This window comes from Bradyrhizobium sp., from assembly GCF_035935975.1.
GTDB lineage: Bacteria > Pseudomonadota > Alphaproteobacteria > Rhizobiales > Xanthobacteraceae > Bradyrhizobium.
Window position 1 is genome coordinate 149,355 of sequence record NZ_DASYWN010000022.1, and the last position, 14,210, is coordinate 163,564.

The 14,210-nt window shown below is 64.7% G+C and carries 12 protein-coding genes; 9 read left to right on the forward strand and 3 right to left on the reverse strand.

Going from position 1 to position 14,210, the window contains the following annotated elements:
• Positions 1 to 38: 38 nt before the first annotated feature.
• Positions 39 to 776 (reverse strand): GntR family transcriptional regulator, encoded by a 738-nt coding sequence (locus tag VGR99_RS10665; RefSeq protein ID WP_326898416.1) that lies wholly within the window; start codon positions 774 to 776, stop codon positions 39 to 41.
• A gap of 133 nt (positions 777 to 909) precedes the next feature.
• Between VGR99_RS10665 and VGR99_RS10670 the strand changes: the two genes are divergently transcribed.
• The 9 genes from VGR99_RS10670 (at position 910) to VGR99_RS10710 (ending at position 11,362) form a co-directional block, all read left to right on the forward strand.
• On the forward strand, positions 910 to 2,112 hold the full coding sequence (locus tag VGR99_RS10670) for a pyridoxal-phosphate-dependent aminotransferase family protein (RefSeq protein ID WP_414645105.1): 1,203 nt from the start codon (positions 910 to 912) through the stop codon (positions 2,110 to 2,112).
• A gap of 54 nt (positions 2,113 to 2,166) precedes the next feature.
• Positions 2,167 to 3,447, forward strand: coding sequence for an MFS transporter (locus VGR99_RS10675; protein WP_326898300.1), 1,281 nt, complete (start codon positions 2,167 to 2,169; stop codon positions 3,445 to 3,447).
• A 115-nt stretch (positions 3,448 to 3,562) separates the two neighbouring features.
• Positions 3,563 to 4,762: a pyridoxal-phosphate-dependent aminotransferase family protein gene (locus VGR99_RS10680; RefSeq protein ID WP_326898301.1), complete on the forward strand. Its 1,200-nt coding sequence runs from the start codon at positions 3,563 to 3,565 to the stop codon at positions 4,760 to 4,762.
• Positions 4,763 to 4,785: 23 nt separating this feature from the next.
• On the forward strand, positions 4,786 to 5,583 hold the full coding sequence (locus VGR99_RS10685; protein ID WP_326898302.1) for an enoyl-CoA hydratase/isomerase family protein: 798 nt from the start codon (positions 4,786 to 4,788) through the stop codon (positions 5,581 to 5,583).
• Between the two features lie 132 nt (positions 5,584 to 5,715).
• The gene (locus tag VGR99_RS10690) at positions 5,716 to 6,702 is read left to right on the forward strand and encodes a Bug family tripartite tricarboxylate transporter substrate binding protein (protein ID WP_326898303.1); all 987 of its coding nucleotides are present in this window, start codon (positions 5,716 to 5,718) and stop codon (positions 6,700 to 6,702) included.
• A 160-nt stretch (positions 6,703 to 6,862) separates the two neighbouring features.
• On the forward strand, positions 6,863 to 7,405 hold the full coding sequence (locus VGR99_RS10695) for a tripartite tricarboxylate transporter TctB family protein (RefSeq protein ID WP_326898304.1): 543 nt from the start codon (positions 6,863 to 6,865) through the stop codon (positions 7,403 to 7,405).
• 11 nt (positions 7,406 to 7,416) lie between these two features.
• Positions 7,417 to 8,934 (forward strand): tripartite tricarboxylate transporter permease, encoded by a 1,518-nt coding sequence (locus tag VGR99_RS10700; RefSeq protein WP_326898305.1) that lies wholly within the window; start codon positions 7,417 to 7,419, stop codon positions 8,932 to 8,934.
• A gap of 205 nt (positions 8,935 to 9,139) precedes the next feature.
• Positions 9,140 to 10,477 carry an FAD/NAD(P)-binding protein gene (locus tag VGR99_RS10705; protein WP_326898306.1) on the forward strand — a complete coding sequence of 446 codons (1,338 nt, stop codon included), beginning with the start codon at positions 9,140 to 9,142 and terminating at the stop codon, positions 10,475 to 10,477.
• Between the two features lie 84 nt (positions 10,478 to 10,561).
• Complete coding sequence (locus VGR99_RS10710) at positions 10,562 to 11,362, forward strand: YdcF family protein (protein ID WP_326898307.1); 801 nt, start codon at positions 10,562 to 10,564, stop codon at positions 11,360 to 11,362.
• A 34-nt stretch (positions 11,363 to 11,396) separates the two neighbouring features.
• Here the strand turns inward: VGR99_RS10710 and cysN are convergent, their stop codons facing one another.
• Complete coding sequence (cysN, locus tag VGR99_RS10715; RefSeq protein ID WP_326898308.1) at positions 11,397 to 13,268, reverse strand: sulfate adenylyltransferase subunit CysN; 1,872 nt, start codon at positions 13,266 to 13,268, stop codon at positions 11,397 to 11,399.
• Positions 13,268 to 14,167 (reverse strand): sulfate adenylyltransferase subunit CysD, encoded by a 900-nt coding sequence (gene cysD, locus VGR99_RS10720; protein WP_326898309.1) that lies wholly within the window; start codon positions 14,165 to 14,167, stop codon positions 13,268 to 13,270. Before cysD ends, cysN begins: the two co-directional genes overlap by 1 nt.
• Positions 14,168 to 14,210: the final 43 nt, after the last annotated feature.

A 14,210-nucleotide genomic window follows, 5' to 3' on the forward strand; every position in this document is an offset into this window, starting at 1 on the left:
TTATATTATGAATTCAAAATGAGCAAGCCGAGCGCCCCTCATGGCGCGGCCGCGGCGTCCTCCTGGGGCTCGGTCAGGTGCTCGATCGCGGCCGTCCGCTTGTTGCGCAGGTGCTGGAACAGGATGTCGCTGAGCTCGCTGCCGGCGCGGCGGCGCAGTGCGTCGAGGATGGCTTCGTGCTCGCGCATCGCCTCGGCCCAGCGCTGTCGCTTGCGGGCGAAATTGGCGGAGTAGCGGACGCGGCGGATCCGGCCGGCGAAGTTGGCGTAGGCCGTCTTCAGCGTCTCGTTGCGCGCGGCCGCGACGATGCTTTCGTGGATGCGTTGATTGGTCTGGAAATAGCCGTGCATGTCGCGGTGCAGATAGTGGCCGTACATCTCGTAATGCAGCTGCTCGATCGCGGTGATTTCCTCGTCGGTAATGGCCTCGCAGGCGAGGCGTCCGGCGAGGCTTTCCAGTCCGGCCATCACGTCGAACAGCTCTTCCAGGTCGCGCTGGCTGAGCTGGCGGATGCGGGCGCCGCGGTTCGGTAGCAGTTCGATCAGACCCTCGGCGGCGAGCACCTTCAGCGCTTCGCGGAGTGGCGTGCGGGAGATGCCGAACATCTCGCAGAGCCGCCGCTCGGGAACGCGGGCGCCGTCGGGAATGTTGCCCTCGACCACGTAGTCGCGCAGCCGCAGCAGGATCTCGCCATGGAGCGAGGCCTCCTGACGGTCGCCGCCATTTTGGGCGGGCGGAGCGATCGGAACTCCGGTGTCGGGTATCGTGGATTTCATTTGCAGCACAATAGTTTGCCTGTTTGGTCGCGTCGACGTCCACAATCGAATACCAAATTTCGATTGAAAGGACAAAAAATGAATGCAAAATACTCGATAGAGCCGGCCAGAAACCGCCGACAGGGAGATTTTCATGCACCAGGGACGCCATTTCCTTCAGATTCCGGGCCCGAGCCCGGTCCCCGAGCGCGTTCTGCGCGCCATGGACATGCCTGTCATCGACCACCGCAGCGCTGAGTTCGGCGCGCTCGGGCGCACCGTGCTCGAGGGCAGCCAGAAGATTTTCCAGACCAAGGGGCCGGTCATCATCTTCCCGTCGTCAGGGACGGGCGCCTGGGAGGCCGCGATCGTCAACACGCTGTCGCCGGGCGACAAGGTGCTGATGGTCGAGACCGGCCATTTCGCCACCCTGTGGCGGCAGATGGCGGGCCGTTTCGGTATCGAGGTCGATTTCGTGCCCGGCGACTGGCGCCGCGGCGCCGACCCCGCCGTGATCGAGGCCAGGCTCACCGAGGACAAGGCGCGTGCGATCAAGGCCGTCATGGTCGTGCACAACGAGACCTCGACCGGTGCGACCAGCCGCATCGCCGAGATCCGCGCCGCGATCGACCGCACCGGCCATCCCGCGCTCTTGATGGTCGACACCATCTCCTCGCTCGGCTCCGTCGACTACCGTCATGACGAGTGGAAGGTCGACGTCAGCGTCAGCTGTTCGCAGAAGGGCTTCATGCTGCCGCCCGGCCTCGGCTTCAACGCGATCTCCGAGAAGGCGCGCGCGGCTGCGAAGACCAACAAGATGCCGCGCTCCTATTTCGACTGGGAGGAGATGCTCAAGCCCAACGCCAACGGCTTCTTCCCCTACACGCCGGCGACAAACCTGCTCTACGGCCTGCGCGAGGCGATCGCGATGCTGCTGGAGGAAGGGCTCGACAACGTGTTCGCACGGCATCAGCGCCTGGCTGCCGCAACGCGGGCCGCCGTCAATCATTGGGGGCTGGAAGTGCTCTGCCAGGAGCCAGCCGAATTCTCGCCGGTGCTGACCGCGGTGCTGATGCCGCCGGGCCATGACGCCGATCAGTTCCGGAAAGTGGTGCTCGAGAACTACAACATGTCACTCGGCTCAGGGCTGTCGAAGGTCGCCGGAAAGGTCTTCCGCATCGGCCATCTCGGCGAATGCAATGCGCTGACGCTGCTCGGCGCGCTCACCGGCGTCGAGATGGGCCTGTCGGTCGCGGGCGTGCCGCATCGATCCGGTGGCGTCGATGTCGCGATGAAGCTGCTGGAGCAGCGACCGCAAGGCAATGCCTCGCCGCACCTGAAAGTGGTCGGCACATAAACCGCGGGGGACACGCGGGCTGACAATCACAAAAAGCAATCAGGAGGGGTGGAGATGGGAATTCGGTTCAAGGCCACGCATGTCGTGCTGGCGATGCTCTGCGCGATGTATTTCATCACCTATGTCGACCGGGTGAACATTGGCACCGCCGCGAGCGAGATTCAGAAGGAGCTGGGCCTTTCCAACACCCAGCTCGGTCTCGTCTTCTCCGCCTTCGCCTATCCCTATCTGCTGTTCCAGGTGATCGGCGGCTGGGTCGGCGATCATTTCGGACCGCGCAAGACGCTGTTCTGGTGCGGCATGATCTGGGCGGCCGCCACCATCATGACCGGCTTCGTCAACGGTCTGGCTGCACTCTTCGTCGCGCGCTTCGCGCTCGGCTTCGGCGAGGGCGCGACGTTCCCGACCGCAACGCGCGCAATGCAATACTGGACGCCGGCCAACCGCCGTGGTTTTGCGCAAGGCCTGACCCATTCCTTCGCCCGGCTCGGCAATGCCGTGACGCCGCCGGTGGTGGCGCTGCTGATCCTCTGGCTGACCTGGCGCGGCGCCTTCGTCGTGCTCGGCTTCGTCAGCCTGATCTGGGGCGTGATCTGGGTCTGGTACTTCCGCAACGAGCCGAAGGACCACGCCTCCATCACCGAGGCCGAGCTCGCGGCGCTGCCGCCGCGCCCGACCGGCGAGCGGCCGAGCGTGCCGTGGGGGCCGCTGCTGGGGCGGATGTGGCCGGTGACGCTGACCTATTTCTGCTACGGCTGGTGCCTGTGGCTGTACCTGAACTGGCTGCCGCTGTTCTTCAAGAACAACTACAATCTCGACATCAAGAACTCGGCGCTGTTCGCCTCCGGCGTCTTCTTCGCCGGCGTGGTCGGCGACAGCGTCGGCGGCGTGCTGTCGGACAAGATCCTCGACCGCACCGGCAATGTCCGCCTGGCGCGGCTGAGCGTCACCGTTGCGGGATTTGCGGGGGCGCTGCTCTCGCTGTTCCCGATCCTGTTCGTCCACGACATCATCGTCGCGCTGTGCCTGTCGGCCGGCTTCTTCTGCGCCGAACTGGTGATCGGCCCGATGTGGTCGATCCCGATGGACATCGCCCCGAAATATTCCGGGACCGCGTCGGGGCTCATGAACACCGGGTCGGCCTTTGCCGCCATCGTCTCCCCGCTGGTCGCGGGCTTCGTGATCGATGCGACCGGTAACTGGTACCTGCCGTTCCTGATGTCGATGGGCCTGCTGCTGCTCGGTGGCGTCTCGGCCTTCCTGATGCACCCGGAACGCCCGTTCACGGACGCGGACGGGAGGGTACCGTCCGGCAGGGTGGTGGCGGCGGAGTAGGGGCGGCGGAAGGGCCACGGTTATGCATGGGAGTCGCCCTTTGGAGAGGGGACAAGCCGGTCAAATGGTGCTATTCGGCGGCCATCAAAACAAGGCTAGACCGGGAAGGACGCCTATGACCGTGCATACTGGAAGGCATTTTCTCCAGATTCCAGGACCGACCAACGTGCCCGACCGCGTGCTGCGCGCGATGGACATGCCGACGCTGGACCATCGCGGTCCGGAGTTCGCCGAGCTCGGTTTTGCGGTCCTCGCCTCGATGCAGCGGGTGTTCCGCACCAAGCAGCCCGTGATCATCTTCCCCTCGTCCGGTACCGGCGCCTGGGAAGCGGCGATGGTCAACGTGTTCGCGCCCGGCGACAAGGTGCTGATGTGCGAGACCGGCCAGTTCGCAGTGCTGTGGCGCGGCATCGCCGACAAGTTCAAGCTCGACGTCGATTTCATCCCGAGCGACTGGCGCCATGGCGCCGATCTCGCCGAGATCGAGAAGCGCCTTGCCGCCGACAAGCAGCACGCGATCAAGGCGGTCTGCGTCGTCCACAACGAGACCTCGACCGGCTGCGTCACGCCGCCTTTGGAGGTGCGCAAGCTGCTCGATCGCGTCAAGCACCCGGCGCTGCTGATGGTCGACACCATCTCCGGCCTCGGCTCGATGGAATATGAGCACGACGCCTGGGGCATCGACGTCTCGGTCGCGGGCTCGCAGAAGGGCCTGATGCTGCCGCCGGGCCTCGGCTTCAACGCCGTTTCCGAGAAGGCGCTCAATGTTGCGAGGGCCAACCCCGGCATGCGCTCCTATTGGGACTGGCAGGAGGTCATCTCCTTCAACAAGCTCGGCACCTTTCCCTACACGCCCGCGACCAACCTGCTCTATGGCCTGCGCGAAGCGGTGAAGATGCTGGAAGAGGAAGGCCTCGAGAACGTCTGGTCCCGCCACAAGCGCCACAGCGCGGCGACGCGCGCCGCGGCCAAGGTCTGGGGCCTGGAAACGCAGTGCATTGATCCCGCCGCGCATTCGCCGGCGCTGACCGGCGTGCGCGTGCCTGACGGTCACGATGCCGACGCCTTCCGCAAGGTGGTGCTGGAGAACTTCGACATGTCGCTCGGCACCGGCCTGAACAAGGTCAAGGGCAAGGTGTTCCGCATCGGCCATATCGGCCATTTCAACGATCTGATGCTGATGGGCACGCTCGCCGGCGTCGAGATGGGCCTGGATCTTGCAAAGATTCCGCACCGGAGCGGCGGCGTTTTGGCGGCCATGGACGTCCTGAAGGGGCGCGACGTGGTGCCGATGACCAAGGCTCAGGTGGCCTGAACTAACTGGAAAGTGACAGCGCGATGAACGCACCGACGACTGCTAACGAAGACCTGCTCTACTCCGTCACGGACGGCATCGCGCGGATCACCTTCAACCGCCCCCAGGCGCGCAACGCCATGACCTTCGCCATGTATGACCGCATGGCGGAGATCTGCCAGGAGATCAACGCCGACCGCTCGATCAAGGCGCTGATCCTGACCGGCGCCGGCGACAAGGCGTTTGCCTCCGGCACCGACATTTCCCAGTTCCGCGCCTTCAAGACCGCGCAGGACGCGCTCGACTATGAAGCGCGCATCGACCGCGTGCTCGGCACGCTCGAGCAGTGCCGCGTGCCTGTGATCGCGGCGATCGCAGGCGCCTGCACCGGCGGCGGCGCCGGCATCGCGGCCTGCTGCGACCTGCGCATCGGCACCGAGACGACGCGGATGGGCTTTCCGATCGCGCGCACGCTCGGCAATTGCCTGTCGATGTCGAACATCAGCCGCGTCGTCGCGCTGGTTGGTCCCGCCCGCACCAAGGATTTGATCTTCAAGGCGCGCCTCGTCGAGGCGCAGGAGGCGCTGTCGCTCGGACTGCTCAACGAGATCGTGCCCGACGTGGAAACGCTGCAGCGCCGTGCCGACGAGACCGCCAGGCTCGTCGCGAGCCATGCTCCGCTGACGCTCGAGACGACCAAGGAAGCGGTGCGCCGCATCCGCCCCACGCTGTCGCGCGAACAGGGCGAGGATCTGATCCTCAAGGCCTATATGAGCGAGGATTTCCGCGAGGGCATGGACGCCTTCCTCAACAAGCGCGCGCCGGTCTGGAAGGGCAAGTAGCGCGCACCTCGTCAGCCGAAAGTCATATGCGGCGGATTGTCCGCCGGCTTGAACTCGCGATCTTTAGTCCGCACAATGCATCGATAGAATTCCCGGCATCACAAAGCCAATAATAACCAGGGGACGAAACTCGTGCGAATTCCAGTGAAAGCCGTCGGGGCTGCGACGGCCTTGTTGCTCAGCGCGCCTGCCTTTGCCGGCTGGGAGCCGACCAAGCCGGTGGAGATCGTCGTGGCCGCGGGCGCGGGCGGCGCCTCCGACCAGATGGCGCGGATGATGCAGGCCGCGATCCAGAAGAACAATCTGATGAAGCAGCCGATGGTGGTCTCGCTCAAGGGCGGCGCATCGGGTGCGGAAGCGCTGATGTACATGAAGTCCAGCGAGGGCGATCCGAACAAGGTGCTGATCGCCTATTCGCTGATCTACATGCTGCCGCTGTCGGCCAAGATCCCGTTCAACTGGCGTGAGCTGACCCCGGTCTCGGTGATCGCGCTCGACCAGTTCGTGCTGTGGGACAACAGCGCCGGACCCAAGACGGTGAAGGAATTCGTCGACGCCGCGAAGGCGTCGGGTTCGCCGTTCAAGATGGGCGGCACCGGCTCCAAGCGCGAGGATCACGTGCTGACCGTGTTCCTGGAGCAGAAGACCGGCGCGAAATTCTCCTATCTGCCCTACAAGTCCGGCGGCGAGGCCGCGACCCAGCTCGTCGGCAACCACACCGAATCCAACGTCAACAATCCCTCGGAGAACCTCGAGGTCTGGCGCGCGGGCCAGGTGCGTCCACTCTGCGTGTTCGACAAGGAGCGCATCTCCTACACCACCAAGGTGACGGACACGCAGTCCTGGGCCGACATCCCGACCTGCAAGGAAGAGGGCGTCGACGTCCAGTATCTGATGCTGCGCGCGATGTTCCTCCCCGGCAAGGTCACGCCCGAGCAGCAGGCCTTCTATGTCGAGCTGTTCCACAAGGTGACGCAGACCGCCGAGTACAAGGACTACATGGAGAAGCAGGCGTTGAAGCCGATCTTCCTCACCGGCAAGGACATGGTGCAATTCCTCGAGGAGGACGATGCCACCAACAAGTCGCTGATGACGGAAGCTGGCTTCGTCGCGAAGTAACTGCTCTTCTCCCTCTCCCCGTTCTTACGGGGAGAGGGTTGGGGTGAGGGGCTCTCTCCGCGAGTCCGACTCTCACCGTCCCCGCGGAGGCTCCCCCTCACCCCAGCCCTCTCCCCGCAAGCGGGGCGAGGGGATTGGCAAAAGCGCTTGTTGTCCACGCATGTCCCAAACCGATCTTGAAATCGTCGTCGACGATCCGACCGCGCCTGACGACAACTCTCCCTCCGTCACGAGCTCCGGCACAGTCGAGATCTTCGTCTGTCTCCTGCTGCTCGCGCTGGCGATCACGCTCGGCTACGACAATTGGCGCACCGGCGCGTCCTGGGACGCAACCGGGCCCGAGCCCGGCTATTTCCCGTTCTATCTCTCCATCATTCTCGGCGGCGGCAGTCTCTACGGCCTGATCGTGGCGCTGGTCGCGCACCGCAAGGCGGCGGAGACCTTCGTCACGCACGCGCAGGCGCGCCGCGTCATGGCGGTGTTCGTGCCGACGCTGCTGTTCTGCGTGGTGACGCAGTTCCTCGGCCTCTATGTCGCGAGCTTCCTGCTGATCGCGGGTTTCATGCGCCTCGTCGGCAAGATCGCGCTGTGGAAGTCGCTGCTCACCGCTGTCGTGTTCACGGCGATCATGTTCGTCACCTTCGACATCGCCTTCGACGTCATCATGCCGAAAGGGCCGCTCGAAGCGGCCTTCGGCCACTAGGCGGACCCCCGATGGAAGCTCTCGGTCTCCTGCTTCACGGTTTCGCCGTTCTGCTGACGTGGAAGACGCTCGTCTTGATGATGGTCGGGCTGGTGCTCGGCATCTTCGTCGGCGTGCTGCCGGGGCTCGGCGGCCCCAACGGCGTTGCGATCCTGCTGCCGCTGACCTTCACGATGGATCCGACCTCGGCGATCGTGATGCTGTCCTGCATCTATTGGGGCGCGCTGTTCGGCGGCGCGATCACCTCGATCCTGTTCAACATCCCCGGCGAAGCCTGGTCGGTCGCGACCACCTTCGACGGCTATCCGATGGCGCAGCAGGGCCGGGCGGCCGAGGCGCTGACCGCGGCGTTCACGTCCTCCTTCATCGGCTCGCTGGTCGCGGTGCTCCTGATCACCTTTCTCGCGCCGATGATCTCGTCCTTTGCGCTGAAGTTCGGCCCGCCCGAGTTCTTCGCGGTCTACCTGCTCACCTTCTGCTCCTTCGTCGGCCTCGGGCGCGAGGCCAAGCACAAGACCGTCATCTCGATGTCGCTGGGGCTCCTGCTGGCCGGCGTCGGCATGGACACCGTGTCGGGCAATCTGCGCATGACCTTCGGCTCGGCCGAGCTTTTGCGCGGCATCAACTTCCTGGTCGCCGTCATCGGCCTGTTCGGCATCAGCGAGATCCTCTTGACGATGGAGGAGCGGCTGGCGCTGCGCGGACACGCGGCGAGCATCTCGCTGCGCGTCGTGCTCGGCGTCTGGAAGGACCTGCCGAAATACTGGGTGACGCTGCTGCGCTCCTCCTTCATCGGCTGCTGGCTCGGCATCACCCCGGGCGGCGCGATCGCGGCGTCCTTCATGGGCTACAACCTGGCCAAGCGTTTTGCGAAAGAGCCCGAGAGCTTCGGCAAGGGCCGCATCGAGGGCGTGTTCGCGCCGGAGACGGCGGCGCATGCCTCGGGCACCTCGGCGCTGCTGCCGATGCTGGCGCTCGGCATCCCCGGCTCCGGTACCGCCGCAATCCTGCTCGGCGGGCTGATGGTGTGGGGCCTCAATCCGGGCCCGCTGCTGTTCGTGGAGCACAAGGATTTCGTCTGGGGCCTGATCGCCTCGATGTATCTCGGCAATGTCGTCGGCCTCGTGCTGGTGCTGACGACGGTGCCGATCTTCGCCTCGATCCTGCGCGTGCCGTTCGCGGCGGTGGCGCCGATGATCGTGGTGTCCTGCGCGATCGGCGCCTATGCGATCCAGAACGCGATGTTCGACATCTGGCTGATGCTCGGCTTCGGCATTGTCGGCTATGTCTTCAAGAAGATCGGCATTCCCTTGGCGCCGTTCACCCTGGCGCTCGTGCTCGGCAACCGGGCCGAGGATGCCTTCCGCCTGTCGATGATCGGATCCGGCGGGACCCTGAAAGTGTTCTGGTCGAACGGCCTCGTCGGGTCGATCACGACGCTGGCGATCGTGCTGCTGTTTTGGCCCGTCATCGACGGATTGCTCGCCCGCGTCGGTTGGACGCAGCGGACCAGGGCGACACCGCGCTAGGGTAGCATTGTCATTTGATATCAATGACATGAGGTGCTGAGATCAAGAGATGTCCAACTAGAAGCAAAGCCCGGCCTCGCGTCGGGCTTTGTCGTTGATCGGATGACCTCATCGCGGATATCGGTGCCGGGTTGCGGTCGGTTGCAAAACACCCCGCGGTATGTAACGAGGCCGGTAACGCGCACCAACGGTGGTTTGCAAGTCTATGAGTCAGTCCGCTATTCGACACGCAATCGTCATAGGCGGCGGAGCAAGCGGTGTCCTCCTCGCATATCAACTTCTGCATCAGCCGGCTGCGAATTTCCGGGTCACGCTGATCGAAACGCGCGCCGAGATCGGGCGAGGGCTGGCCTATCACACCGGGAATCCCGATCACCTGCTCAATGTTCGGGCAGCCAATATGAGTGCGTTGCCCGATCAGCCGGACCATTTCTGGCAATGGGCCGCATCGCAAGACATCGCGGTTTGTCCCGACCCCTTCTGCTTCGTTCCCAGGCGGGTCTACGGGACCTACATCGCGAGCCTGATCGAGCCGATCATCGCGAGCAACTCGGACCGGTTGACGATCCTCCAGGAGACCTGTGTCGAGGTTCGGGAAAGCGCTGCGAGCGTGGAGGTGACCCTGGCCGGCGGCCGGCGCCTGACCGGCGATATCGCCGTGCTTGCGACCGGCCACGATACGGGGGAGCCAAAGCCCGGCGCTTACGCGAACCCCTGGGCGCCGCCGGCCGGAATGGACAAGGACAGCGCGGTCCTGATTCTCGGAACCGGGTTGACGATGGTGGACTACGTGCTGTCGCTGCTGCGGGATGGCCATCGGGGAGAGATCGTCGCGATCTCGCGACGCGGCCTGCTGGCAACGGCCCACCGGCGTGTCGCACCGACTCGTATCGAAGAGGCCGATGTGCCCTTCGGGCAAGGGAGCGGAGCGCTGTTCCGGTGGTTCCGGCGCAGGGTCGAAGCGCACGTGGCCGAAGGCGGCGACTGGCGCAGCGTCGTCGATGCCATTCGTCCGTACACCCAGCGCGTCTGGCGTGAGCTTTCGGTGCCGTCGCGGCGACGCTTTCTCGAACACGCGCGCGCCTGGTGGGACGTTCATCGTCATCGCATGGCGCCCGAGGTGGAGGCGCGGATCGCAAGCGCTCTTGCCGAGCAGAAGCTGAAGGTCATGGCCGCGAAAATTGTCGCCCTGACGCCGGGCGAAGGCGGGGTATCGGTGCAATATCGCCCGCGCGGCGGCAGCGGCATCCGCACGATGCAGGTCGGGGCCGTCGTGGACTGCACGGGCGTGGTGAAGGATCCGCGCGCGACCGCAAATCCCGTGGTGCGCAACCTGCTGCAGGAGGGACGGGCGCGTATCGATCCGCTGCGGATCGGCATCGACGTCAGAGCGGATTGCGCGATCATCGACGGGAGCGGATCCGCCTCGCAACGGCTGTTCGCCGTCGGACCGCTGACGCGTGCAGCGTTCTGGGAGATCATCGCGATCCCCGACATTCGCAATCAATGCGCCGAACTGGCCGCGCGCCTGGCTCGCGCCTGAGCGAGCCGCGGGTGGCCCGGGGCGAAGCCTGCGTCCTCCGTCAATCGATGATATGACGATCACCTTCGTGACCGGAGGAAAGCCGTGTTCTTCGTTCTATCCAAGACGCTGGGCGTGATGGTGCTGCCGCAGAATTTCCTGATCGGCCTCACCGTGCTGGGCTCGCTCCTGCTGCTGACGCGATTCTTCAGGCTTGGTCGCGCGCTGGTGCTGCTGTCTGCGTTGATGCTCGCGGTGTGCGGGTTCGGGCCGGTCGGAAACCTGCTGCTCTATCCGCTGGAGTCACGCTTCCCGGCCTGGACCCCGTCGCAAGGTGCGCCGGATGGCATCGTCGTTCTCGGTGCGTCGATCGACCTCAACATGTCCGCGGCTCATGGGACCCCGGTCGTGAGCACCTCGTCCGACCGGATCCTCATGACGGCTGCGCTGGCTCGGAAATATCCCAAAGCGCGCGTGATCTATACGGGCGGCAGCCCCAATCTGATCTCTGACGATGCAAAGGAAGCCGACTTCGCGGCGGGGCTGTTCGAAGGCCTGGGGGTCGACAAGAGCCGGTTGATTCTGGAAGGCCGATCCCGCAACACCTACGAGAACGCGCTGTTCTCAAAGGCCATGGTCGATCCGAAGCCCGGCGAGCGCTGGCTGCTCGTAACATCGGCCTATCACATGCCGAGATCGATCGGCTTGTTTCGGAAAGTGGGATTTGCGGTCGAGCCTTGTCCGGTCGATTGGCGTGTCGGCACCGGACGGGACGTCTTCTCGTTCACGGACGCTGCGGAGGACGGCCTGTCGCGGACCAACCTCGCGGTCCGCGAGTGGCTCGGCCTGATCACCTATCGGGCCGTCGGCCGCATCGACGAATTGCTTCCGGGGCCGCAGGGCTGAGACCTCAGCCCACCAGGGTCAGCCCTAAGGCGGCTCAAAGGCGCCTGAGGAGCTCGACGATCTGATCGGCGAGCTCGTCCGGACGGTGACCGACCGTCTCCAGCCGGATTTCCGGGCGCTCGGGCGCTTCATAGGGGGCGTCGATGCCGGTGAAGTTCTTGATCTTGCCTTCCTTGGCCTTGGTGTAGAGGCCCTTCGGATCGCGCCGCATGCACTCTTCGATCGGCGTGTTGACGAACACCTCGATGAAGTCTCCCTCGGCGACGAGGCTGCGGACCATGTCGCGCTCGGCCTTGTAGGGCGATATGAACGAGCAGATCACGACCAAGCCGCTGTCGACCATGAGCTTGGCGACCTCGCCGACGCGCCGGATGTTCTCGACCCGGTCGGCCTCGGTGAAGCCGAGGTCGCGGTTGAGCCCGTGGCGGAGGTTGTCGCCGTCGAGCAGCATGGTGTGATTGCCGAGCGCGTAGAGCTTCTGATCGAGGATGTTGGCGATGGTCGATTTGCCCGCGCCGGACAGGCCGGTGAACCAGATGATCCGTGGCTTCTGGTTCTTGAGCGCGGCGCGCTCCGCCTTGCCGATCGAGAGCGGTTGCCAGGCGATGTTGCTGGCGCGCCGCAACGGAAATGCGATCATGCCGGCACCGACCGTGCGGTTGGTGTAGCGGTCGATCACGATGAAGGCGCCGGTCCGGCGGTTGGCCTCATAGGGATCGAAGGCGACCGGCAGCGCCATGGCGAAATTGCAGAACGCGATCTCGTTCAGGCCGAGCGTCGTCGCGGCAAGATGCTCGCGGGTGTTGACGTCGATGCGGTACTTGATCGCGGTGACGCTTGCCGAGGTGATCGTCTGGGTGCCGATCCTGACGATGTAGTTGCGCGCCGGCACGAGCGGGTCCTGGTCCATCCAGATCAGATGGGCGGCGAACTGGTCGGCGACGTCGGGGCGTTCGGTCGGCTTCGCCAGGACGTCGCCGCGGACGATGTCGATCTCGTCCTGCAGCGTGATCGTCACGGCATCGCCGGCCTCGGCCTTCGGCCATTGGCCGTCATAGGTCACGATCTCCTTGACGCGGCTCTTGTGGCCGGACGCCGACACCACGATCTCGTCGCCGGGCGAGATGCTGCCCGACGCCACCGTTCCGGTGAAGCCGCGGAAATCGAGATTGGGGCGGTTGACCCACTGCACGGGAAAGCGGAACGGCAGTCCGGTCGTCTCGCTCGCGACGTCGATGCTTTCGAGATAATCGAGCAGGCAGGGGCCGTGATACCACTCGGTATTGCCCGAGCGCTCGATGATGTTGTCGCCGTAGCGCGCCGACATCGGGATCGGAACGATCGAGGTGAAGCCGAGGCCGGTGGCGAAGGCGACGTAGTCGCCGACGATGCGATCGAACACGTCCTTCTTGTAATCGACCAGGTCGATCTTGTTGACGGCAACGACGACGTGCTTGATGCCGAGCAGCGAGCAGATGAAGGAATGGCGTTTGGTCTGCACCAGGACGCCCTTGCGGGCGTCGATCAGGATGATGGCAAGCTGCGCGGTCGAGGCGCCGGTCGCCATGTTGCGCGTGTATTGCTCGTGGCCCGGCGTGTCCGCGACCATGAAGGAGCGGCGCGGGGTCGTGAAGAAGCGATAGGCGACGTCGATGGTGATGCCCTGTTGCCGCTCGGCCTCGAGGCCGTCGACCAGCAGCGCGAAATCGATGTCGTCGCCGGTGGTGCCGTGCTTGGCGCTGTCGCGCGCGAGCGCGGCCAGCTGATCCTCGAAGATCAGCTTGCTGTCGTGCAGCAGCCGCCCGATCAGGGTCGACTTGCCGTCGTCGACCGAGCCGCAGGTGATGAAGCGCAGCTGGTCCTTGGTCCCGGACGAATGCGGCTCGCGGAGAACGGAGGTGTCCATCAGAAATAACCCTCGCGCTTCTTCTTTTCCATCGAGGCGGCTTCATCGGAATCGATCAGGCGGCCCTGCCGTTCGGAGACTGTTGCTGTCTGCATCTCCGCGACGATCTCCTGGATCGTCGTGGCCGACGAGTCGATTGCGCCGCTGAGCGGATAGCATCCCAACGTGCGGAAGCGGATCAACCGCATTTCCGCGGTCTCGTTCGGCTCCAGCGGCAGGCGATCGTCATCCACCATGATGAGCGTGCCGCCGCGCCGTACGACGGGACGCATCTTGGCGAAATAGAGCGGCACGACCGGGATGTTCTCGAGCATGATGTATTCCCAGATGTCGAGCTCGGTCCAGTTCGACATCGCGAACACCCGCATCGTCTCGCCCTGGCGGATGCGGGTGTTGAACAGATTCCACAGCTCCGGCCGCTGGTTGCGCGGATCCCAGACATGGCCGGCGGAGCGGAACGAGAAAATGCGCTCCTTGGCCCGGCTCTTCTCCTCGTCGCGCCGGGCGCCGCCGAAGGCCGCATCGAACTGGTAGAGATCCAGCGCCTGCTTCAGCGCGTCGGTCTTCATGACCTGGGTGTGCAGCGAGGAGCCGGAGGCGATCGGGCTGATGCCGCGCTCGACGCCTTCCTTGTTCACATGGACGATCAGGTCGGCGCCGATGCGCTTGGCCGTCTCGTCGCGGAACGTGATCATCTCCCGGAACTTCCAGGTGGTGTCGACATGGAGCAGCGGGAAGGGGAGCTTGGCCGGATGGAACGCCTTCATCGCCACGTGGAGCATCACGCTCGAGTCCTTGCCGATCGAATAGAGCATGACCGGCTTTTTGAACTCGGCGACCACGTCGCGCATGATCTCGATCGATTCAGCCTCAAGGCGGCGGAGATGTCGGGGCAGCATATTCGCGTTCTGATCCAGTAAGAGCCCAAAGGGGGCGGTTGCG

What these genes read in the sequence shown, in the direction of transcription:
- VGR99_RS10665 (WP_326898416.1), bottom strand. Translation starts at nt 776, where the DNA reads ATGAAATCCACGATACCCGACACCGGAGTTCCGATCGCTCCGCCCGCC.
- VGR99_RS10670 (WP_414645105.1), top strand. Translation starts at nt 910, where the DNA reads ATGCACCAGGGACGCCATTTCCTTCAGATTCCGGGCCCGAGCCCGGTC.
- VGR99_RS10675 (WP_326898300.1), top strand. Translation starts at nt 2,167, where the DNA reads ATGGGAATTCGGTTCAAGGCCACGCATGTCGTGCTGGCGATGCTCTGC.
- VGR99_RS10680 (WP_326898301.1), top strand. Translation starts at nt 3,563, where the DNA reads ATGACCGTGCATACTGGAAGGCATTTTCTCCAGATTCCAGGACCGACC.
- VGR99_RS10685 (WP_326898302.1), top strand. Translation starts at nt 4,786, where the DNA reads ATGAACGCACCGACGACTGCTAACGAAGACCTGCTCTACTCCGTCACG.
- VGR99_RS10695 (WP_326898304.1), top strand. Translation starts at nt 6,863, where the DNA reads ATGTCCCAAACCGATCTTGAAATCGTCGTCGACGATCCGACCGCGCCT.
- VGR99_RS10700 (WP_326898305.1), top strand. Translation starts at nt 7,417, where the DNA reads ATGGAAGCTCTCGGTCTCCTGCTTCACGGTTTCGCCGTTCTGCTGACG.
- VGR99_RS10705 (WP_326898306.1), top strand. Translation starts at nt 9,140, where the DNA reads ATGAGTCAGTCCGCTATTCGACACGCAATCGTCATAGGCGGCGGAGCA.
- cysN (WP_326898308.1), bottom strand. Translation starts at nt 13,268, where the DNA reads ATGGACACCTCCGTTCTCCGCGAGCCGCATTCGTCCGGGACCAAGGAC.
- cysD (WP_326898309.1), bottom strand. Translation starts at nt 14,167, where the DNA reads ATGCTGCCCCGACATCTCCGCCGCCTTGAGGCTGAATCGATCGAGATC.